General features: G+C 67.6%; 21 protein-coding genes and 1 pseudogene. 20 read left to right on the top strand and 2 right to left on the bottom strand.

All coding sequences use genetic code 11. The annotated features are described in order from the left end of the window. Positions 1 to 234: pseudogene (locus tag ACT6S0_RS11890) on the top strand (hypothetical protein); the annotation flags it as partial. On the opposite strand, the gene ACT6S0_RS11895 reads toward ACT6S0_RS11890, so the two are convergent. Then, positions 235 to 1,005, bottom strand: coding sequence for a PP2C family protein-serine/threonine phosphatase (locus ACT6S0_RS11895; RefSeq protein ID WP_444764039.1), 771 nt, complete (start codon positions 1,003 to 1,005; stop codon positions 235 to 237). A 62-nt stretch (positions 1,006 to 1,067) separates the two neighbouring features. Between ACT6S0_RS11895 and ACT6S0_RS11900 the strand changes: the two genes are divergently transcribed. After that, positions 1,068 to 1,271, top strand: coding sequence for a DUF465 domain-containing protein (locus tag ACT6S0_RS11900; protein ID WP_444764040.1), 204 nt, complete (start codon positions 1,068 to 1,070; stop codon positions 1,269 to 1,271). 94 nt (positions 1,272 to 1,365) lie between these two features. Further along, the gene (locus ACT6S0_RS11905) at positions 1,366 to 3,309 is read left to right on the top strand and encodes an ATP-dependent DNA helicase (protein ID WP_444764069.1); all 1,944 of its coding nucleotides are present in this window, start codon (positions 1,366 to 1,368) and stop codon (positions 3,307 to 3,309) included. Here ACT6S0_RS11905 and ACT6S0_RS11910 read toward each other — a convergent pair whose 3' ends face one another. Next, positions 3,310 to 4,125: an outer membrane protein assembly factor BamD gene (locus ACT6S0_RS11910; RefSeq protein WP_444764041.1), complete on the bottom strand. Its 816-nt coding sequence runs from the start codon at positions 4,123 to 4,125 to the stop codon at positions 3,310 to 3,312. 44 nt (positions 4,126 to 4,169) lie between these two features. On the opposite strand from ACT6S0_RS11910, the gene ACT6S0_RS11915 reads away from it, so the two are divergent. The 17 genes from ACT6S0_RS11915 (at position 4,170) to ACT6S0_RS11995 (ending at position 21,282) form a co-directional block, all read left to right on the top strand. Continuing rightward, the gene (locus tag ACT6S0_RS11915; RefSeq protein ID WP_444764042.1) at positions 4,170 to 5,168 is read left to right on the top strand and encodes an RluA family pseudouridine synthase; all 999 of its coding nucleotides are present in this window, start codon (positions 4,170 to 4,172) and stop codon (positions 5,166 to 5,168) included. A 249-nt stretch (positions 5,169 to 5,417) separates the two neighbouring features. After that, entirely contained in the window at positions 5,418 to 6,152 is a 735-nt protein-coding gene (scpB, locus tag ACT6S0_RS11920) for an SMC-Scp complex subunit ScpB (protein WP_444764043.1), read from the top strand. After that, the gene (locus tag ACT6S0_RS11925) at positions 6,136 to 8,151 is read left to right on the top strand and encodes a pseudouridine synthase (protein ID WP_444764044.1); all 2,016 of its coding nucleotides are present in this window, start codon (positions 6,136 to 6,138) and stop codon (positions 8,149 to 8,151) included. The genes scpB and ACT6S0_RS11925 overlap by 17 nt, the downstream gene beginning before the upstream one ends. Before the next feature lie 78 nt (positions 8,152 to 8,229). Beyond that, a complete protein-coding gene (gene ndk, locus ACT6S0_RS11930) occupies positions 8,230 to 8,655 on the top strand; it encodes a nucleoside-diphosphate kinase (protein WP_444764045.1) in 426 nt (141 codons plus the stop codon). Between the two features lie 39 nt (positions 8,656 to 8,694). Beyond that, entirely contained in the window at positions 8,695 to 9,804 is a 1,110-nt protein-coding gene (gene rlmN / locus ACT6S0_RS11935) for a 23S rRNA (adenine(2503)-C(2))-methyltransferase RlmN (RefSeq protein WP_444764046.1), read from the top strand. A 20-nt stretch (positions 9,805 to 9,824) separates the two neighbouring features. Further along, a complete protein-coding gene (pilW, locus tag ACT6S0_RS11940; protein ID WP_444764047.1) occupies positions 9,825 to 10,634 on the top strand; it encodes a type IV pilus biogenesis/stability protein PilW in 810 nt (269 codons plus the stop codon). Positions 10,635 to 10,637: 3 nt separating this feature from the next. Then, on the top strand, positions 10,638 to 11,573 hold the full coding sequence (locus ACT6S0_RS11945) for a helix-turn-helix domain-containing protein (RefSeq protein ID WP_444764048.1): 936 nt from the start codon (positions 10,638 to 10,640) through the stop codon (positions 11,571 to 11,573). Next, positions 11,573 to 12,835: a flavodoxin-dependent (E)-4-hydroxy-3-methylbut-2-enyl-diphosphate synthase gene (gene ispG, locus ACT6S0_RS11950; protein ID WP_444764049.1), complete on the top strand. Its 1,263-nt coding sequence runs from the start codon at positions 11,573 to 11,575 to the stop codon at positions 12,833 to 12,835. The genes ACT6S0_RS11945 and ispG overlap by 1 nt, the downstream gene beginning before the upstream one ends. Beyond that, positions 12,832 to 14,139, top strand: a complete 1,308-nt coding sequence (gene hisS, locus ACT6S0_RS11955) for a histidine--tRNA ligase (RefSeq protein WP_444764050.1) — start codon at positions 12,832 to 12,834, stop codon at positions 14,137 to 14,139. The genes ispG and hisS overlap by 4 nt, the downstream gene beginning before the upstream one ends. Positions 14,140 to 14,191: 52 nt before the next feature. Further along, on the top strand, positions 14,192 to 14,863 hold the full coding sequence (locus tag ACT6S0_RS11960) for a YfgM family protein (protein ID WP_444764051.1): 672 nt from the start codon (positions 14,192 to 14,194) through the stop codon (positions 14,861 to 14,863). Then, positions 14,860 to 16,017 carry a PQQ-binding-like beta-propeller repeat protein gene (locus ACT6S0_RS11965; RefSeq protein ID WP_444764052.1) on the top strand — a complete coding sequence of 386 codons (1,158 nt, stop codon included), beginning with the start codon at positions 14,860 to 14,862 and terminating at the stop codon, positions 16,015 to 16,017. Before ACT6S0_RS11960 ends, ACT6S0_RS11965 begins: the two co-directional genes overlap by 4 nt. 10 nt (positions 16,018 to 16,027) lie before the next feature. Beyond that, entirely contained in the window at positions 16,028 to 17,365 is a 1,338-nt protein-coding gene (gene der / locus ACT6S0_RS11970) for a ribosome biogenesis GTPase Der (protein ID WP_444764053.1), read from the top strand. 78 nt (positions 17,366 to 17,443) lie between these two features. Then, on the top strand, positions 17,444 to 17,686 hold the full coding sequence (gene hfq / locus ACT6S0_RS11975; RefSeq protein WP_056198163.1) for an RNA chaperone Hfq: 243 nt from the start codon (positions 17,444 to 17,446) through the stop codon (positions 17,684 to 17,686). Between the two features lie 11 nt (positions 17,687 to 17,697). Then, on the top strand, positions 17,698 to 18,951 hold the full coding sequence (hflX, locus tag ACT6S0_RS11980) for a GTPase HflX (RefSeq protein WP_444764054.1): 1,254 nt from the start codon (positions 17,698 to 17,700) through the stop codon (positions 18,949 to 18,951). A gap of 47 nt (positions 18,952 to 18,998) precedes the next feature. Then, the gene (gene hflK, locus ACT6S0_RS11985; protein ID WP_444764055.1) at positions 18,999 to 20,195 is read left to right on the top strand and encodes an FtsH protease activity modulator HflK; all 1,197 of its coding nucleotides are present in this window, start codon (positions 18,999 to 19,001) and stop codon (positions 20,193 to 20,195) included. Positions 20,196 to 20,209: 14 nt separating this feature from the next. Continuing rightward, positions 20,210 to 21,103, top strand: coding sequence for a protease modulator HflC (gene hflC, locus ACT6S0_RS11990; RefSeq protein WP_444764056.1), 894 nt, complete (start codon positions 20,210 to 20,212; stop codon positions 21,101 to 21,103). Next, positions 21,100 to 21,282, top strand: coding sequence for a DUF2065 domain-containing protein (locus ACT6S0_RS11995; RefSeq protein WP_444764057.1), 183 nt, complete (start codon positions 21,100 to 21,102; stop codon positions 21,280 to 21,282). The genes hflC and ACT6S0_RS11995 overlap by 4 nt, the downstream gene beginning before the upstream one ends. Positions 21,283 to 21,342: the final 60 nt, after the last annotated feature.

The following is a 21,342-nucleotide window of genomic DNA, read 5'->3' on the forward strand; positions in this document are numbered from 1 at the left end:
GCGCAGGCGCCGCGGGCCCGCAGCGCCGCCGAGGCCGAGAAGGCCAGGCGTCAGGCCGTCAACAAGGCAGAGGTGGAGGCGGCCAGGCGGCGCGAACGCGCCCAGGAGCGGGCGCTGCGCCAGCAGCAGCGCATGGTGGAGCACGAGGCCAAACAAAAGGACCGCAGCAAGCCGCTGGCCGCACCGCTGCCGCTGCCGCTGCCAGGCGCGTCCGCGGCGTCCAAGCCGAATTGATCAGTCGAGGTTCTCGACCTTGACGATGGCAATCGACAGGTTGTCGCCGCCGCCGCGCGCGCGCTGGCGCGCCTTGCTCACGAGCAGCTCGGCCGCTTCGCGCGGCGGCAGGCTGTGCAGCACGCTGCCCAGCTCCTGGGCGGTGAAGTAATGCCACAGACCGTCGCTGCAGCACATCAGCGTGTCGCCTACCTCCAGGCCCTCGAAACGTTCCGAGGTGGACGTCGGGTCCTGCACGGTGCCCAGGCAGGCGGTCAGCAGGTTGCTCTGCGGATGCGAGCTGGCCTCGGCTTCAGTCAGCTGCCCCTCGTCGACGAGGCGTTGCACGTAGGAATGGTCCATGGAGCGCTTCACCAGCCGTGCGCCACGGAACCAGTAGATGCGCGAGTCACCGGAGTGGATCCAGTGCACGCTGCGGTCAATGGTGATGACGAAACCGGCAATCGTGCTGTGCGGTTCCTCCTCGGCGGAGAGGGCTGTCAGCTTGATCATCAGATGTGCCTCTGACGTGATCTGGCTCAACAGCTCGGCGGGCAGTTCGTCTTCGGGCGAATAGCGCTCGAACAGCTGGCGTGCGGTCAGGATCACCTGGTCGGCGGCCTTGCGTCCACCGCTCTTGCCGCCCATGCCGTCGGCCACGATGCCCATCATGCAACCGGCGACGCGCGGGTGCGCGATGACGGCCACCTGGTCCTGCTGATAGGCCCGGTCCCCGCGATGGGTGCCGGTGGCGGCATTGAGTCGGAATCCGACGGCGGTGGGTGAGGGCATGCCGAAAACTATACTGGCCAGTGGGCTCTCGCCCTGATCGAAGCGCCTTCGTAAACCCTTGGATGGATGAACAACTTCACTCGTTGCCGCGGCGGCTCATCGAGTTGCGCATGGAGCATGCCGACCTCGACGCGATGATTGATCGCCTGGCAGGGCAGTCGCCGCCGGACGAGCTGGCGCTGCAGCGGCTCAAGAGGCGCCGCCTGGCGCTGCGCGACATGATCGTGCGGCTGGAAGCCAACACAGAGCCCGATGACAGAGCCTGATCTCGACGACTGGCTCGACGCCCTCGATCAGGCCACACCCGCCGCCCCGCCTGCCGCGGACGAACTCGAACAAGCCGTCAACGCCGCTTTCGACATGGACGGCCCCCTGGCGCGCCTGGACCCGGGCTACAGGCCGCGTGAGCAGCAGTTGCAGATGAGCCGTGCCGTCGCACGCGCCCTCAGCCGCCGCCAGGCGCTGGTCGTCGAGGCCGGCACGGGCGTCGGCAAGACCTTCGCCTATCTCGTGCCGGCCCTGCTCGCGGGCAGCCGCGCACTGATCAGCACGGCCACCAAGAGCCTGCAGGACCAGCTCTTCCTGCGCGACCTGCCGCGCCTGACCAAGGCACTGAACACGCCGGTGCGTCTGGCGCTGCTGAAGGGCCGCGCAAGCTATCTCTGCCTGCACCGCATGAAGGAGGCGCGCGTGTCCGGCGAGTTCCCGGACCGCCGCACGGCGCTGTCGCTGGCGCGCATCGAACGCTGGGCACTGGGCACGACGACGGGCGATTTCGCCGAGATCGACGGCCTGGACGAGCGCTCGCCCATCATCCCCATCGTCAGCAGCAGCCGCGAGAACTGCCTGGGCCAGGAGTGCCCGGATTGGAAGGCCTGCTTCGTCGTCAAGGCGCGGCGCGAGGCCATGGAGGCCGATGTCGTCGTCGTCAACCATCACCTCTTCTTTGCCGACGTGACCCTGCGCGACACCGGCGTGGCCGAGCTGCTGCCCAGCGTCGAGATCGCGATCTTTGATGAAGCCCACCAGCTCGCCGAGGCGGGCGTGCAATTCCTCGGCACGCTGCTGGGCACGGCGGCGTTGATCGACTTCTCTCGCGACGTGCTCGCCCAGGGCCTGACCCATGCGCGCGGCGTCAATGACTGGCAGGGCCTGCAGGCAGGCCTCGAGAAGTCAGCGCGAGAGTTGCGCCTGGCTGCCGCGGGGTCGCTGGCCACCGCCGGACGCGAACTCCGCGGCACACTCAAGCTCGGCTGGCGCGAGCGTGCCAGTCAGTCGGCCTTTGTCGCGGCGCTGGTCGGTGTCGAACAGGCCTGCGCTAACGCGCTGGAAGCGCTGACCGGGGTGCGCGATGCGGCTCCGGATTTCGCCCGCCTGTGCGAGCGCGCCCAGGAGCTGCGCGAGCTGGCCAGGCAGTTCGCCGCCGACCCTGACCCGGGCGACGTGCGCTGGATCGACATCAGCCCACATGCGGCCCGCCTGGTCGAATCCCCCCTCGACATCCGCGAGGCCATGCAGCAGCAGCTGGAAGGCGCGCCCAAAGCCTGGGTGTTCACCTCGGCGACGCTGGGTGACGACGAGGGCCTGACCTGGTTCACCGAACCGGCGGGTCTGACGGGCGCCGAGGTGCTGCGCGTGGGCAGCCCCTTCGACTACCCGGCCCATGCGCGGCTCTATGTGCCGCGGGGCTTTCCAAAGCCCAGCGAGCCCAGCCACCCGGCCAGTGTCGCCCTGCTGGCCTCGCGCTTCGCGCGTGCCCTGGGCGGACGCACCTTTGTACTGACGACGACACTGCGCAATCTGCAGATCGTGGCCGACGCACTGCGTGAACGCTTCGAGGAAGCCGGCGACGCCATTGCCGTGCTGCAACAAGGCGCTTTGCCCAAACGCGTGTTGCTGCAGCGCTTCCTCGACGACCCCGCAGCGGTGCTGATCGGCTCAGCGAGCTTCTGGGAAGGCATCGACGTGCCGGGCGACGCGCTGCAATGCGTGCTCATCGACAAGCTGCCCTTTCCGCCGCCCAACGACCCGCTCGTGGAGGCGCGCGTCCAGCGCCTGGAAGCGCAGGGCCGCAATGCGTTCTCGGAGTATTTCGTGGCCGAGGCGGCCATCGCGTTGAAGCAGGGCGCCGGCCGGCTGATCCGCACCGAGAGCGACCGCGGCCTGCTGGTGGTCTGCGACCCGCGCATGGCGGGCATGAACTACGGGCGTCGACTGCGTGCGGCGTTGCCGCCGATGACGCCGGTGGCCAACGAGGCCGAGGCTCTGGCTTGGCTGGAAGCGCTCAGCGCCTCGCGCGTCTGATCACCAGATCTGCCACCAGGCCTTGCGCTTGGCGGCATTGCCCGAGGCATAGATGCTGTTTGGGAAATTCTTGTCCAGCACGCGGCGGGCGTCGTCGCGCAACTGCGTCAGGCCGAGCTTGTCGTAGCTCTCGCTCATGATGAACAGACCCTCCTCGATACCGGGCGCGTACTGGAACTCCGCCACCGCCGCCTGCGCCCGGTTGGCCGCGGCCACGTAGGCCTTTCGGTTGAAGTAGTAGCGCGCGACGTGGATCTCGTAGGCCGCCAGCGTGTTGGTGATGAAGTTGATGCGCGTCGTGCCTTCGGCCGCGTACTTGGACTCGGGGAACTGCTCGACGAGCTGGCGGAAGGCCAGCAGGGCCTCGCGCGAGGCCTGCTGGTCGCGCTCGGACACGTCCTGGTTGGCCAGGCGGCCGAACAGGCCCAGGTCTTCGTTGAAGTTGACGATGCCCTTCATGTAGAGGGCGTAGTCCATGGCCGGGCTGGACGGGTTGAGCTTGATGAAGCGGTCCAGCGTCGAGATCGCCTGCGCGCGCTCGGCCGTGCGGTAGTAGGCCCAGGCCAGGTCCAGCGTCGCCTGCTGGCCCATCGTGGTGCCAGCGGCGCGCCCTTCGATGCGCTCGAGCGCCTTGATCGCGCGGTCGTAGCTGCCGGCGTTCAGGTCGTCCTTGGCCTCTGCATACAATTTGTCCAGCGCCGCCTGGGAGTTCGGGTCGTCCTTGGCCGTCGAGCCGCAGCCGCTCATGCCGAGCGCGAACGCCATCAGGACAGCGCCGGCGACGATACGGCCGGCCTTGAATTTCTCAACAAACATGTCTGAAGTCGACGGCGATGCTGCCGGCAGGTCACTAAGAAACAATGGACGCTGAGTATAGGGTGGGGGGTCAGGACGATTTCGAGCTGGAGGCCGAGGGGGGCGACGACGCCGAGCGGCGCTGCGCCGACGTCGATGCCGCAGGCCATGGCGAGCGGCTCGACCGCTGGCTGACGACACAAGCGCCTGAGTTCTCGCGCAACCACCTGCAGTCGTTGATCGAGCGTGGCTGCGTGACGGTGGACGGCAAGCCGCTGGGGAAGGCCGCGCACAAGCTGCGCGCCGGCCAGCGCGTCGAAGTGGAGCTGCAGCCGACCGACGAAAGCCGCGCCTTCCGCGCCGAGGCGATGGCGTTGGACTTCGTCTACGAGGACGAACACCTTGCCGTCGTCAACAAGCCGGCCGGCCTGGTGGTGCATCCTGCGGCGGGCAACTGGTCGGGCACTTTGATGAACGGTCTGCTGGCCCACCATGCTGCGGCAGCGACGCTGCCGCGTGGCGGCATCGTGCACCGGCTGGACAAGGACACCAGCGGGGTCATGGTGGTTGGCAAGACGCTGGCCGCCGTCACGGCGCTGATGCGGCAGATCTCGGCGCGCGAGGTGCACCGCGAATACCTTGCCCTGGCCTGGGGCCGCGTCGAGGCGCCGTTTGTTGTCGAACAGGCGATGCGCCGTGACCCGGTGTCGCGGGTGAAGATGGCCGTTGCTCCCGCCAACCTGGGCAAGCCCGCGCGTACCGACATCTTTCCGCTCGGCGTTGGCGAGGTGAAGGGCCGGGCCGTCAGCGCCGTGCATTGCGTGCTGCACAGCGGCCGCACGCACCAGATACGCGTGCACCTGATGCACAGCGGCCATCCGATGCTGGCGGACGTGCTTTACGGCGGCGCCCCCGCCCTCGGGATGACGCGCCAGGCCCTGCACGCGGCGCGGCTGTCATTCACCCATCCGGCCACCGGCGAGGCCCTGGTGCTGACCGCGCCGTTGCCTGCCGACCTGGCCGCCGCCTGGGCCGAGATCGGTGCCATCGGTCTGCCAAGCTGAGCGGCTATACAATGCACACCGGTTGTCGTGGCAGCCAGCGCCCTGAAGTCGACGAGACGGGCGCGACCCGCGCGGTTAGCAGTCCATCCGCCCGCCGGTCAACCATCCCGATCGCGTCCCGCTGGAAGGCCCCCTGGCCCCACGGTGACGCCCGGACAGACCCCGTCCGCTTTTGCCTGAAGACCGCTGTGAGCGCCCAGGCCCGGACGGATTGCCAAGCTAGGCTTGATTGAGGGCGCAATTGCGTTCATGAACACCCCGGATGCCAAGCGCGTCCTCGAGACCGCGCTGATCTGTGCCTCGCAGCCGCTGACGCTGCGCGAGTTGCGTAGCCTGTTCGCCGACGAACTCGGCGCCGATACCTTGCGCGGCCTGCTCGACGAGCTGAGCCGCGACTGGGAGGGCCGCGGCGTGGAGCTGGTCGCATTGGCCTCGGGCTGGCGCTTTCAGAGCCGCCCCGAGCTGCGTGAATACCTTGACCGACTGCATCCCGAGAAGCCGCCTCGCTATTCGCGCGCCGTGCTGGAGACGCTGGCCATCATTGCCTACCGGCAGCCGGTCACGCGTGGCGACATCGAGGACATCCGCGGCGTTGTCGTCGCCAGCCAGATCGTCAAGCAGCTCGAAGATCGTGGCTGGATCGAGGCCATCGGCCACCGCGAGACACCTGGTCGCCCGGCGCTGTATGCGACGACCAAGTCCTTCCTCGACGACCTCGGCCTGGCCAGCCTGGAACAACTGCCGGCCCTCGAAGTCGGCAGCGAACCGCCGGCCTTTGAAGCCCTGCAAGGCCGGCTGCTGGACGACGCCCCCGAAGACGCACCTGCAGCGCCCGCCGCAGAGGCGCCCGCCCAAGACGCTGCCGAAGTGCCCGTCGTGTCGCAGAGCCTGTTTGGCGATGACGGCACGCCCGCGCTCCCCATCCCCGACCCCAACGATCCGCCCCGCAACCTCAGTCCGAACCCGCATGAACGACGCCGCTGACCAAGACAAGCCCCTGCCTCCCGCTGCTGACACGGAAGCGTCCGCCGCGCCCAAGCGGCGCCGCGCGCCGGCCAAGACGGCCGAGGTCGCTGCCGCTGAGGCGACGCCCGCTGATGCCGAAGCGGCCGTGCCGGTGAAGCGCGCGCGCCGCAAGCCCGCCGCTGAGTCGGTTGACGTCGCTGCCGCGCCTGAGGTGGCGACCGAAGCCGCCGTGGTGGCCGACGAAGCGCCTGTGCCCGCCCGCAAGCGTGCACCCCGCAAGACAGTCGTTGCCGAGGCCGCGAGCGAGGAGGTGGCGAGCATTGCCGCCGCAGCACCGGTGCCCGCACCGCTCTTCACGTTGGCCGATGAGGCGCCAGCGGTGTCGGCAGCGGGCGAAGGTGATCAACGGGGCGAGGGCGACGGCGGTGATGGCGAGGGTGAGGCCGGTGAAGACGGTGAGCGCGGCAGCCGCAGCCGCAACCGCCGCCGCAACCGCAAGGAGCGCGCCGAGCGCGAGTCGCCCGCGCCGATGCCGGTTGGTGCGGCCAGCGAGCCGGCGGCTCCGACACTGGCGCCGGAACTCGTCGAAGCCGCGGGGGCGCGCTTTGCCGACGTGTTGTCGGGCAGCCTGGACGCCGAATCCGAAGCGCCTGACGTCGAGCCGCCGGTGCTGGCCGCGGCGCCCGTCGCCGAGGAAGGGTCCGAAGAGGCTGAGGGCGAATCCAAGCGCGTACTGGCGGCCGATGCCGATGCGCCCAAGTTGCAGAAGGTGCTGGCGCAGGCCGGCATCGGATCGCGCCGCGACATCGAAGAGTGGATTGCCGAGGGCAAGATCGAGGTGAACGGTGAAGTGGCCCATGTCGGCCAGCGCATCTCCTTCGGAGACCGCGTGCGGGTCAACGGCAAGGACGTGCGCGTGCGCATCTCGCCGCCCAACCCGCGCATCCTGGCCTATCACAAACCCACCGGCGAGGTCTCGACCTTCAACGACCCGGAAGGCCGCCCGACGGTGTTCCGCTCGCTGCCGCGGGTGCAAGGCCAGAAGTGGCAATCCGTCGGCCGCCTGGACATCAACACCGAAGGCCTGCTGCTATTCACCAACTCCGGCGAACTGGCCAACCAGCTGATGCATCCGCGCTTCGGCGTCGAGCGCGAGTACGCGGCCCGTGTACTGGGCGCGTTGAGCGATGAGCAGCGCGCCAGGTTGCTGGCAGGTGTCAGCGTCGAAGGCCAACTGGCGTCCTTCAAGAGCATCGAGGACGGGGGTGGCGAGGGTGCCAACCGTTGGTACCGCGTCGTCATCACCGAGGGCCGCAACCGCGAAGTGCGCAAGCTCTTCGAGGGCGTTGGCATGGTGGTCAGCCGGCTGATCCGCATCCGCTATGGCACGGTCGTGCTGCCGCGCGGCCTCAAGCGGGGTGTCTGGGTCGAATTGGGTGACGATGACGTGCGCATCATCCGCCGCCTGGCCGGCCACACCTCGCACAGCGGCCAGGGCCAGGTGCAGCACCCGGCTCAGGGCCAAGGCCCAGGCCAGGGCAAGGGCCAGCCGCAACAGCAGCAGGGCAACAAGAACGACCGCAACAAGCGCCGCTCCGACGAGCGCCATGTCGGCGGCGGTCCGCGTCCAAGTCGCCCGCCCGAGGCGCAGCAGGCGCGCCCGCCGCGCGAGGAGCGTGCGCCGCGTCGCGACGATGATGGCGAACGCGAGGACGACGACTTCATCCCGCATCACGTCAACCCGCTGGAGCAGACCTTCGACCGCCGCCACGCCACAGGCGGCAAGCGCGGCCTGCCGCAGGGTTTTGGTGCCGGCGGCAGCCAGCAGGGCAACAAGCAAGGCGGTGGCGGCAGCAAGGGCAACGGCCCGCGCGAGCCCGATCCGCTGCAGACCTCGGTGGGCTATATCGGCGGCGACGCTTTCCTGCGCCGCGGTGGCGGTGGCGGCGGTGGTCGTGGCGGCAAGGGCGGTGGCGGCGGTGGTCGCTCCGGCGGCGGCTACGGCGGGCGGCGCTGAGTCCGGCATAGGGGTTGGGGTCATCCCTGGCCGCTACAATCGCAGGCTTTGTCCAACACGCCCCCTCAGGAGAATTTCATGGCCATCGAACGCACCCTGTCCATCATCAAGCCCGATGCAGTGGCGAAGAACGTCATCGGTCAGATCTACGCCCGCTTTGAAGGCGCCGGCCTGAAGATCGTCGCGGCCAAGATGGTCCACCTGTCGCGTGGTGAGGCCGAGCAGTTCTACGCTGTCCACAAGGCCCGCCCGTTCTTCAACGACTTGGTGAACTTCATGATCTCCGGCCCGGTGATGATCCAGGCGCTGGAAGGCGAAGGCGCCATCCTGAAGAACCGTGACCTGATGGGCGCCACCGACCCGAAGAAGGCCGAGAAAGGCACGATCCGCGCCGATTTCGCCGACAGCATCGACGCCAACGCTGTGCACGGTTCGGACGCCGCCGAGACCGCTGCGGTCGAGATCGCGTTCTTCTTCCCCGGCATGAACGTCTATTCGCGTTAAACCCCAACGGGGTCGGTGACCCCGGCCCAGGAAGCTTGTATGGACGCGGTCAACCTGCTCGGTTTTGATCTGCAAGGCCTGGCCGCCTACTGCGAGCAACTGGGCGAAAAGAAGTTCCGTGCGACCCAGCTGTTCCGCTGGATCCACCAAAAAGGCGCGTCGGACTTCGTGCAGATGTCCGACCTCGCCAAGTCCTTGCGCGAGAAGCTCAAGGGACGTGCCCGCATCGCGGCGCTGCCGGTCATTTCCGAGCACATCTCCGCGGACGGCACCATCAAGTGGCTGTTCGACGTCGGCAATGGCGACGCGGTCGAGGCGGTGTTCATTCCCGAAGACGACCGCGGCACGCTGTGCATTTCGAGCCAGGCGGGCTGCGCGGTGGGCTGCCGTTTCTGTTCGACGGGCCATCAGGGCTTCAGCCGCAACCTGACGACGGCCGAGATCACGGCCCAGCTCTGGTTTGCCGAACATTCGCTGCGCCAACGCAAGAGCACCGACGAGCGGATCATTTCCAACGTCGTCATGATGGGCATGGGCGAGCCGCTGCAGAACTACGATCAGCTGGTGCCGGCGCTCAAGACCATGCTGGACGACCATGGCTATGGCCTGAGCCGCCGCCGCGTGACGGTGTCGACCTCCGGCGTCGTGCCGATGATCGACCGGCTGCGCGAGGACTGCCCCGTGGCCATGGCCGTCAGCCTGCACGCGCCAGCCGATCCGCTGCGCGACCAGCTCGTGCCGCTGAACAAGAAATACCCCATCGCCGAGCTGCTGGACGCTTGCAATCGCTACCTGGACAAGGCGCCGCGCGACTTCATCACCTTCGAGTACTGCATGCTGCAGGAGGTGAACGATTCGCCCGAACAGGCGCGCGAGCTGGTCAGGCTGCTGAAGAACAAGGTCAGCTGCAAGATCAACCTGATCCCCTTCAATCCGTTCCCGGCTTCGGGCCTGGTGCGCAGCAAGAACGAGCGCGTGCAGGCCTTTGCCGAGGTGCTGATCCAGGCCGGTATCGTCACGACCGTGCGCAAGACGCGCGGCGACGATATCGACGCTGCCTGCGGCCAGTTGGCCGGCGAGGTGCAGGACCGCACCCGCGCATATATCCGCATGGTCAGGGCACCCGTCAACGTGGCCAAATCCAGCTGATGCCATCCATCGAGGATTTGATGAAGCGACTGCTGACCACTCTGACCGCCCTGACGGCCGCTGCCGCCGCAGCCCTGCTCGCCGGCTGCGCCAGCACCGGGGGGACTGGGCCCACCGCTGACCGTGAGATCAGGACCGATTCCGACCAGACCGAGGTGGACCGCCGCGCCAGTATCCGGCTCGAGCTGGCCCAAGGCTATTTCTCGCGCGGCCAGTTCAACACGGCGCTGGACGAGCTCAAGCTGGCGCTGCAGGCCAAGCCCGACATGCGCGAGGCGGTGAACCTGCGCGGGCTGATCTATGCGTCGATGGGCGAGAACCAACTGGCCGAGGAAGCCTTCCGTCGCGCGCTGGTCGTCTACCCCAACGACCCCGATACGCTGCACAACTACGGCTGGTTCATGTGCCAGCAGCAGCGCTGGCAGACGGCCGACTCGCTGTTCGACCAGGCGCTGGCCCAGTCCTCCTACCGCGCGCCGGCACGCACCCTGCTGGCCAAGGGCGTGTGCGAAGCGCGTGCCGGCCGGCTGCTGGTGGCCGAGAAAACGCTCGTGCGCGCCTTCGAACTCGACCCCGCCAGCCCGGCCGTCGCCGTGAACCTGTCTGAAGTGCTGTTCCGTAACCGCGAGTTGGCGCGTGCCCTTTTCTACGTGAAGCGCGTCAACAGCCAGCCCGAGCAGGTCAACGCGCAGAGCCTGTGGCTGCAGCTGCGCATCGAACGCAAGCTCGGCAACACCGCCGTGGTCGAGGATCTGGCGCTGCAGATGCGCCGCAAACACCCGCAGGCGCCGGAGACGCAGTCCCTGGACGCTGGCCGCTACGACGAATAAGCCGTGACCGCGGCGAACAACAAGAACGACCAGACGATGGAACCGATCTCCGAGGGGCGCGCCAGCGCGGCAGCCAGTGCAGGCACCTTGCTCAGGAATGCACGGCAGCAGCGCGGCCTGCACATTGCCGCCCTGGCCGTCATGCTGAAGGTGCCCCAGGCCAAGCTCGAAGCGCTGGAGGCCGACCGCTTCGACCTGCTGCCCGACGCCACCTTCGCACGTGCACTTGCCACGGCCATGTGTCGCGCGCTCAAGGTCGACCCCGCGCCCGTGCTGGCCCTGCTGCCGCGCACGAACGATCGCCAGTTCGACGTCCGCCCCGGCCTGAACCAGCCCTTCCGCGAACGGGGTGCCGGCCCCAGCGACGCGGGCTTGCTGGCCCTGGCCGTGCGGCCACTTGTCTGGGGGCCCGCGCTGTTGTTGATCGCCGCTGCGGCGGTTTACTGGATTCCAGCTGGATGGCTGCCCGAGCGCGATGCCGCAGGGTCGTCGGCTTCCGGCGTCGTCGCCGGTGCGAGCCTGCCGGGCGTCGAATTCGTGCCGGCACCCAGCGCCTCGGAGGCAGCGGCCTCTGCGCCCGTCGTGGGGGGCGCGTCCATGCCGGGGCCGGTCGCTTCGGCGCCGCCGCAAGTGCGCGATGTCGTGCCACCTGCGGCGATGGCCAATGCGTCTGCGCCGGCTCCAACGCCTGCTGCAGCCGGTGGCAGTGACCTGCGGATCACGGCCGTCGCCGACACCTGGATCGAGGTGGTCGACGCCGGCGGCCAGATGCTGTTGTCACGCGTGGTGACCGCCGGCGAGCAGCAGGCGTTCGGCGGTGCGGCACCCTACAAGGTGCGCGTCGGCAACGTCAGCGGCACCCGCGTCGAATGGCGCGGCGCGGCGGTCGACTTGAGCGCCCGTAGCAGCAACAACATCGCCCGTCTGGAGTTGAAGTGATGAGCGAACTGATCATTCCTGAAGCCAAGCCCGCACCTCGCCGCAGCCGCCAGGCCCGCGTGGTTTGGGGCAATCGCGTCGTGACTGTCGGTGGCGACGCGCCGGTGCGCGTGCAGTCCATGACCAACACCGACACGGTGGATGCCGTCGGTACGGCTATCCAGATCAAGGAGTTGGCGATTGCCGGCTCAGAGATGGTGCGCATCACGGTCAACACGCCCGAGGCAGCCGATGCGGTGCCCTACATCCGCGAGCAGCTCGACCGCATGGGCATCGACGTGCCCCTGGTGGGCGACTTCCACTACAACGGCCACCGCTTGCTGACCGAGCACCCGGCGATGGCCCAGGCCCTGTCCAAGTACCGCATCAACCCCGGCAATGTCGGCAAGGGCGACAAGAAGGACCGCCAGTTCGCGATGATGGTCGAGGCGGCGGCCAGGTACGACAAGGTCGTGCGCATCGGCGTCAACTGGGGCAGCCTGGACCAGGAACTGCTCGCGCAGTTCATGGACGAGAACGCCCGCCGCGCCCAGCCCTGGGACGCCAAGCCGGTGATGTACCAGGCCCTCGTCGAATCCGCACTCACCTCGGCCGCCTATGCCGCCGAACTGGGGCTCAACCCCAACAACATCATCATCAGCTGCAAGGTCAGCGGCGTGCAGGACCTGATCTCGGTCTACCGCGAACTGGCCCGTCGCTGCGACTACGCGCTGCACCTGGGCCTGACCGAAGCCGGCATGGGCACCAAGGGTACGGTGGCGTCGAGCGTTGCTTTAGGCATCCTGGCGCAAGAGGGCATCGGCGACACCATCCGAGTCAGCCTGACGCCCCAGCCGGGCGAGTCGCGCACACAGGAAGTCGTCGTGGCACTGGAGATCCTGCAGGCGCTGGGCCTGCGCCACTTCAACCCGAGCGTCACCGCCTGCCCCGGCTGCGGCCGCACGACCAGCACGACCTTCCAGGAACTGGCCAAGCAGATCGACGACTTCCTGCGCCTGCAGATGCCGGTCTGGCGCAACAAGTATCCGGGCGTCGAGGAGATGAAGGTGGCCGTCATGGGCTGCATCGTCAACGGGCCCGGCGAGAGCAAGCATGCCGACATCGGCATCAGCCTGCCCGGCACCGGCGAGGCGCCCGCCGCGCCCGTCTTCATCGACGGCGTGAAGGCGCTGACGCTGCGCGGCGACAACATCGCCAATGAGTTCCACGCGCTGGTCGAGAACTACATCGAAAAGCGCTTCGGCGCGACCGCTACCGCATGAGTGAAAACAAGAAGCTCCAGCCGCTGCAAGCGGTCAAGGGGATGAACGACATCCTGCCGCCTGAGTCGGCACGCTGGGAGTGGCTGGAGGCCAAGATGCGCGGCGTGTTGCTGCGCTACGGCTACAGCAATGTGCGGGTGCCCATCGTCGAGCCCACTGCGCTGTTCGTGCGTGGCATCGGCGAGGTGACCGACATCGTCGAAAAGGAGATGTACGCCTTCGAGGACCGTGCCGACAAGCATGGCCAGGCGGAGCACCTGGCGTTGCGCCCCGAGGGCACGGCGGGGGTGGTGCGCGCGATGATCGAGCACAGCTATCTGCGCGACAGTCCGCGCCGCCTCTACTACGTCGGCGCCATGTTTCGCCGCGAGAAGCCGCAGAAGGGCCGCTATCGCCAGTTCCACCAGATGGGGATCGAGGCGCTGGGCTTCGCGGGCCCGGACGTGGACGCCGAGGTCATCCTGCTGGCCCGCACGCTGTGGCGCGAGCTGGGGCTGAAGGAGGGCGAGGACGTCTCGCTGGAGATCAACTGCCTGGGCCAGCCGGACGAGCGCCGCGCCCATCGCGAGGCGCTGATTGCCTACCTGGAACAGCACCGCGACGTGCTGGACGAGGAAGCTAAGGCTCGCATGTACGCCAACCCGCTGCGCGTGCTGGACACCAAGAACCCCGCCATGCAGGCCATGGCCGAGGGCGCGCCGCAGCTGCTGGACTTCCTCGGCGAGGTGTCCATCGCGCACTTCAACGGCGTGCGCGCGCTGCTGGATTGCGTCGGCCTGGCCTACCGCATCAACCCCCGGCTGGTGCGTGGCCTGGACTACTACAACCTCACCGTCTTCGAGTGGGTGACGACCAAGCTCGGCGCCCAGGGCACCGTCTGCGCCGGTGGCCGCTATGACGGCCTGGTCGAGCAACTGGGTGGCAAGCCGACGCCGGCGGTTGGTTTCGGCATGGGCCTGGAGCGGCTGCTGCTGCTGCTTGAGACGCTGCAGCTGAAAGCACCCGTCGGCGCCCCTGACGTCTATGCCGTCGTGCCGGACCCAGCCGAGCTGCCGCGCGTCCTGCCCACGCTGGAAGCGCTGCGTGCGGCGGGCGTTGCCGTGCAGATGCATGCGGGTGGCGGGTCGTTCAAGTCGCAGTTCAAGAAAGCCGACGCCTCGGGCGCCCGCTTCGCACTGGTCTTCGGTGCCGACGAGCTGGGGCGTGGCGAAGTCGGCCTGAAGTCCCTGCGAGACAGCGCCGAGCAGGTCAGCCGGCCGCTTGCCGATGTGACCGCCTGGGCCGCCGAGCTCCTCCCCGCATAATCCCGGGCCTTCCGAGCCCTTTATCGCTCCGTCTTTTCGCACAGCTTTCCCCATGGCAGCCCATCTCGATCTCGACGAACAAGAACAACTTGACCAACTCAAAGCGTTCTGGAAGCGCTGGGGCAACCTCATCACCTGGGTGATCACCGCAGCACTGGCCGCGTTTGCTGCCTGGCAGGGTTGGAACTGGTACCAGCGCGACCAGGCCGGCAAGGCCGCCGCGATGTACGAGGAGTTCGACAAGGCGCTGACCGCGCAAGATGCCGACAAGGCTGCTGGTGCCGCCGCCGACTTGAAAGCTCGCTTCGCAAGTACGGCCTATGCAACCCAGGCCGGCCTGCAAGTCGCCAAGCTGCAGTTGGACAAGGGCAAGACCGACGAGGCCAAGCAAAGCCTGACCTGGGTGGCAGAGCAGGGTGTCGAGACCGGCCCCTACCGCGATCTGGCCCGCCTGCGCCTGGCCGCGCTGCAGCTCGATGCCAAGGCTTTTGATGAGGCCGCCAAGACGCTGGACGCCGTCAAGTCTGCTGAATTTGCCGGCTTGGTTGCCGACCGGCGTGGTGACCTGGCGCTGCTGCAGGACAAGCGCGATGCCGCCAAGACCGAGTACCAAAAGGCGCTGGCCGGCATGGACAAGACGCTGGACTATCGCCGCATCGTCGAAGCCAAGCTGGCGACTTTGGGCGTGCCCACCGTGGTCGAAGCCACCGGAGCCGCGCAATGAAGCGCGTCCTTCTGATCTCGCTGCTGGCCGCATCGCTGGCGGGCTGCTCCACCCTCAACTCGACGGTCGGTTCGGTCGGCTCGTTGTGGAACTCCTGGTTTGGCAGCGACAAGGCCAAGCCGGCCGCCCTGGAGACGCTGTCCGGCCCTGCGACGGGCCGCATCGTCTGGAGCGCCCAGGGTGACGACATCAGCTTCGCGCTCAGCATTGCGACGCCGGGTGATCGTTTCGTCGTCGCCAGCAGCGACGGCACGGTGCGTGCTCTGGCTGCCGCTGACGGCCGTGAACTGTGGCGCGGTGCAGCCGGCGGCAAGTTGCTCGCCGGCGTCGGCAGCGACGGCCGCTTCTCGGCGGTGGTCAACCGCGACAACGAACTCGTCGTGCTGGACGCCGGCCGCGTGGCCTGGAAGAAGGCGCTGCCAACGCCCGTCGTCGCCGCGCCGCTGGTGGCCGGCGAGCGCGTCTTCGCGTTGACGCTGGATCGTCAGGTGCTGGCCTTTGACGTGCTGGACGGCCGCAAGATCTGGGAACTGCGCCGCCCCGGCGAGCCGCTGACCCTGGCCAAGGCTGGCGTGGTGCTGGCCTACAAAGACACACTGGTCGTCGGGCAGGGCCCGCGGCTGGCCGGTGTCGACCCCCTCAATGGCAGCTTGCGCTGGGAGGCCAGCGTGGCCACGCCGCGTGGCACCAATGAGGTCGAGCGCCTCGCCGACCTGGTCGGACCGGCAGCGCGCCAGGGTGAGCTGATCTGCGCGCGAGCCTTCCAGTCCGCGGTCGGCTGCGTGAACGCCGAGCGCGGCAGCGCGCTGTGGAACCGCGTTGTCGGCGGCACCAACGGCATCGGCGCGGACGACCAGATCGTCGTCGCTGGCGATGCGTCCGACCGACTATCGGCCTGGCGCCTGGCCAATGGCGATCTGGCTTGGTCGGCCGACCAGTTCCAGCATCGCAAGCTGTCCGAGGCGGTGGTGCTTGGCAAGCAGATCCTGATCGGCGACTACGAGGGCCAGGTCCATCTGGTGGACCGAGACTCCGGCAAGACCCGTTCGCGCCTGGCGACGGACGGCTCCAAGATCATCGCCATCGCGCTATTGGGTGATACCGCGCTGGTCGCCACCAAGCGCGGCGGCTTGTTCGCGGTCAAGGCCGAATGAAACCCGCGGGATGAAACCAGTCATTGCTCTGGTCGGCCGCCCCAACGTGGGCAAGTCGACGCTGTTCAACCGGCTCACCAAGTCGCGCGACGCCATCGTGGCCGACTTCGCCGGCCTGACCCGCGACCGCCACTATGGCGACGGCCGCCTGGGTGACCGCGAATTCATCTGCATCGACACCGGCGGTTTCGAGCCCGACTCCACCACCGGCATCGTCAAGGAGATGGCCAAGCAGACCAAGCAGGCCGTGGCCGAAGCCGATGCGGTCATCTTCGTCGTCGACATCCGCCTGGGCCTGTCGGCCCACGACAGCGATATTGCGCGCTATCTGCGCAGCGTCAACAAGCGCGTGCACCTGGCCGTCAACAAGGCCGAGGGCATGAGCGAGTCGCCGCTGCTGGCCGAGTTCCATGAACTCGGCATGGGCGAGCCGCATCCGATCTCGTCAGCCCACGGCCAGGGCATTCGCAGCCTGCTGGACGCGGTGCTGGAGCCCTTCGAGGACGCGACCGAGGAGTTCGGCGCCGGGCCGCAGCAGGACGGCGTCATCCGCCTGGCCGTCGCCGGCCGCCCCAACGTTGGGAAAAGCACGCTGATCAACACCTGGCTGGGTGAGGAGCGCCTCGTCGCCTTCGACATGCCGGGCACGACGCGCGACGCCATCACCGTGGACTTCGAGCGCAACGGCCAGAAGTTCAAGCTCATCGACACCGCCGGCCTGCGCCGCAAGGGCAAGGTCTTTGAGGCCATCGAGAAGTTCTCGGTGGTCAAGACATTGCAGGCGATTGCCGACGCCCACGTCGTCCTGTTGCTGCTGGACGCCACGCAGGGCGTGACCGACCAGGACGCCCACATCGCCGGCTACATCCTCGACAGCGGCCGCGCTGTCGTGCTGGCGGTCAACAAGTGGGACGCCGTCGACAGCTACCAGCGCGAGACGCTGCAGCGCCAGATCGAGCAGCGACTGACCTTCCTGAAGTTCGCGCCGATGCACAACATCTCGGCGCTGAAACGCCAGGGGCTGTCGGCGGTGTGGAACTCACTGGCCGATGCCTATGCGTCGGCCTACCGCAAGATGACCACGCCCGTGCTGACCCGCCTGGTCGCCGAAGCGGTGGAGCATCAGCAGCCCAAGCGCTCCGGCGTGTCCCGCCCCAAGCTGCGCTATGCCCACCAGGGCGGCCAGAACCCGCCCATCGTCGTCATCCACGGCAATGCGCTGGATGGCGTCACCGAGGTCTACAAGCGCTACCTCGAGGGCCGCATACGCGCCCATTACAAACTGGTCGGCACGCCGCTGAAGATAGAGCTACGTTCCTCGAAGAATCCCTTCGACGAAAAGACCTAGGCTGACGGCGGGTGCGGCAAAACCCTGTGTTAAGGTCCAACCCGTAGTCCCTACCCCCCGATAACTCGGAGCATACCGATGAGCAACAAAGGCCAACTTTTGCAGGATCCCTTTTTGAACCTGCTCCGCAAAGAGCACGTGCCGGTTTCGATTTACCTCGTCAATGGCATCAAGCTCCAGGGCCATATCGAATCCTTTGACCAATACGTCGTCCTGCTGCGCAACACCGTGACGCAGATGGTCTACAAGCACGCGATCTCGACCGTCGTGCCTGGCCGCGCAGTCAACTTCCACGCTGGCGACGCCCCCGCGGACGCCTGATCCCCACACCCTTGTCCTCGACCCCTTTCCACGACGCGACGCCGCCCACCGAGGCGGCGCGCGCCATTCTTGTGGGTGTCGATTTCGGTCGCCACCGCTCCGCCCAGGGCTTCGACGAGAGCCTTGACGAGTTGGCCCTGCTGGCTGAGTCGGCGGGCGACACGCCAGTCGCCAAAGTCATCGCGCGCCGTCAGGCGCCCGACGCGGCTCTGTTCGTGGGCTCCGGCAAGGCCGACGAGATCAAGCTGCTTGTGCAGGCCCACCAGGCCCACACGGTGCTGTTCGACCAGGCCATCTCGCCGGCCCAGCAGCGCAACCTCGAACGCGTGCTGGGCGTGCCCGTGGCCGATCGCACGGCGTTGATTCTTGAGATTTTTGCCGCCCGCGCGCAAAGCCACGAGGGCAAGCTGCAGGTGGAGCTGGCACGGCTGCAGTATCTGGCCACGCGCCTCGTGCGCCGCTGGAGCCACCTGGAGCGCCAGAGCGGTGGCATCGGCATGCGCGGCGGCCCCGGCGAGGCCCAGATCGAGCTGGACCGTCGCATGATCGACGACCGCATCAAGACGACGAAGGAGCGCCTCAAGCGCGTGCAGCGCCAGCGTGGTACCCAGCGCAAGGCCCGGTCGCGCAATGGCGTCTTCAAGGTCTCGCTGGTGGGCTATACCAACGCCGGCAAGAGCACGCTCTTCAACGCCCTCGTGAAGGCGCGCACCTATGCGGCCGACCAGCTCTTCGCAACGCTGGATACGACGACGCGCTCGCTCTACCTGGAGCAGGCGGCGGCGAGCGTCTCGCTGTCCGACACCGTCGGCTTCATCCGCGACCTGCCGCACAAGCTTGTCGAGGCCTTTCGCGCGACCTTGCAGGAGGCGGCCGATGCCGATCTCCTGCTGCATGTTGTCGACGCCGCCAGCCCGGTGCTGGACGAGCAGATCACCGAAGTCGAGCGCGTGCTGGCCGAGATCGGCGCAGCCGACGTGCCGCAGATCCTGGTCTACAACAAGCAGGACTTGCTGCCGGACGACCAGCGGCCGCGCGAGACCGTCGACGCCGTTTTGCGCAGCGCAGGTGGTACGGAGCCCACGCCGCGCGTCTTCGTCAGCGCGCTGGACGGCGGCGGCCTTGCCGAGCTGCGCCAGCTGATTGCTACGGCCATGCAGGCCCAGCCCTTGATTCCCGACGAGCGGGACCCACGTTTCGACGCTGACCCGTCGCATTCAACGGACTCCGGCGAGCCCCTTTCCTCAGACCCAACCCAGGCATGAGCAGCACTTCTCACACACCGCCCCGCAGCCCTTGGGCGCAGCGTCTGATGACGCCGATCGCGCGAGCCGCGGGCCGGCTGTTGAATAACGGTCGCAATGACGGCCCGCCCGATCTCGACGAGCTCTGGCGCGACTTCAACCGCAAGCTGTCCGGCATGTTTGGCGGCAAGCCCGGCGGCCCGTCCGGCCCCACCGGTACGGGGGGCGGTGCGCCCGACATGAAGGGCGCCGGCATCGGCGCCGGCCTCATCGCTGGCGTCGTCGTGCTGGGTTGGCTCGCCAGCGGCTTCTTCATCGTGCAGGAAGGCCAGCAGGGCGTCATCACGTCGTTTGGCAAATACAGCAAGACCGTCGAGGCCGGCTTCCAATGGCGGCTGCCCTATCCCTTCCAGGCGCATGAGATCCAGCCGGTCTCGCAGCTGCGGCAGGTCGAGGTCGGCCGCCCCTCGGTCGTCGCAGCCACCGGCCTGCGCGACTCGTCCATGCTGACCCAGGACGAGAACATCGTCGACATCCGCTTCACGGTGCAGTTCACCATCCGTGACCTGCGCGACTTCCTGTTCGAGAACCGCGATCCAGAGCAGGCCGTGCTGCTGGCGGCCGAGTCGGCCGTGCGCGAGATCGTCGGCAAGAACACGATGGACTCGGTGCTCTATGAGCAGCGCGACGCCATTGCGACCGATTTGGTGAAGTCCATCCAGGCTCAACTCGACCGCCTCAAGGCCGGTATCCAGATCAAGAACGTCAACGTGCAGAGCGTGCAGCCGCCCGAGCAGGTGCAGGCGGCGTTCGAGGACGCCTTCAAGGCCAATGCCAACCGCGAGCAGCTGAAGAATGAGGCACAGGCCTATGCCAACGACGTGATCCCGCGTGCCCGCGGCGAGTCCGACAAGCTCCGCGAGCAGGCCGAGGGCTACCGGGCGCGCGTCATCGCCACCGCCGAAGGTGACGCACAGCGCTTCAAGAGCGTGCTGACCGAGTACCAGAAGGCGCCGCAGGTGACGCGTGACCGGCTCTACATTGATGCGATGCAGCAGGTCTACAGCAATGTCAGCAAAGTCATGGTGGACAGCAGGACCGGCTCCAACATGCTCTATCTGCCGCTGGACAAGTTGCTGCAACAAGGCAACGGCAGCGTGACGGTGTCGACGCCGCAAGCGAGTACCGCTGCTGAGCCGACGTCGTTGCCAAGTGCCAATGACCTGCGCAGCCGTGACAACCAGCGCAGCCGCGACGGCCGCTGATCGAGGATCCCCGAATGAACCGTATTGCCGCCATCGTTGCCGGCGTCATCGTCGCCCTGATGCTGCTGTCGTCGATGCTCTTCATCGTCGACCAGCGCCAGTTCGCCGTCGTTTACGCGCTGGGTGAGATCAAGGAAGTCATCACCGAACCGGGCCTGCAGTTCAAGGCGCCGCCGCCGATCCAGAACGTCGTCATGCTGGACCGCCGCGTGCAAACGCTCGACAGCCCGGAGTCGCGCCCCATCTTCACCGCCGAGAAAAAGAGTCTGGTCATCGACTGGCTCATCAAGTGGCGCATCACCGAGCCCCGCCAGTTCATCCGCAACAACGGGGCTGACATCCGCAACGTCGAGAACCGCCTGGCCCCTATCGTGCAGGCGGCCTTCAACGAGGAAGTGACCAAGCGCACCGTACTCGGCGTGCTGTCCGCCGAGCGCGAGAAGGTCATGAACGACGTACGTAAGCGCCTGGCCGACGAAGCCAAGCAGTTCGGCATCGAGGTCGTGGACGTGCGCATCAAGCGCGTGGATTTTGCCTCCGGCATCACCGATGCGGTCTACCGGCGCATGCAGTCCGAACGCCAGCGCGTGGCTGCCGAAGCCCGCTCTACGGGTGCTGCCGAGGGCGAGAAGATCAAGGCGGACGCCGACCGTCAGCGGGAGATCATCGTCGCCGAAGCCTTCCGCGATGCGCAGAAGATCAAGGGCGAGGGCGATGCCAAGGCCTCTGCCCTGTACGCCGAGGCCTTCGGCCGCGATCCCCAGTTCGCGCAGTTCTACCGTTCGCTCGATGCCTATCGAGCCAGCTTCCGCAACAAGAGCGATGTCATGGTTCTCGACCCTGGCAGTGACTTCTTCAAGACCATGCGGGGCTCCGGCGCCAGCTCCGCCGCACCTGCGCGGAAGTGAGCGAGCTGCTGACCGCGCTTGCGCTGGTGATGATCATCGAAGGCTTGATGCCCCTGATCAGCCCGGGACGCTGGCGTGAAGTCTTCAGCCGCATCCTTGCGATGAGCGATGGCCAGATCCGCTTCGTCGGTCTGGCCAGCATCCTGATGGGCCTGTTCGGGCTGCTCTGGTTGCGTTGATCTCAAGGAAGGGCGCCGAGAGGCGCCGGTAGAATGCCGTTTTTAACCGCCTGCCCTCGA

The organism is Roseateles sp. (genome assembly GCF_052436255.1).
In the GTDB taxonomy this organism is placed as follows: Bacteria; Pseudomonadota; Gammaproteobacteria; order Burkholderiales; family Burkholderiaceae_C; genus Pelomonas.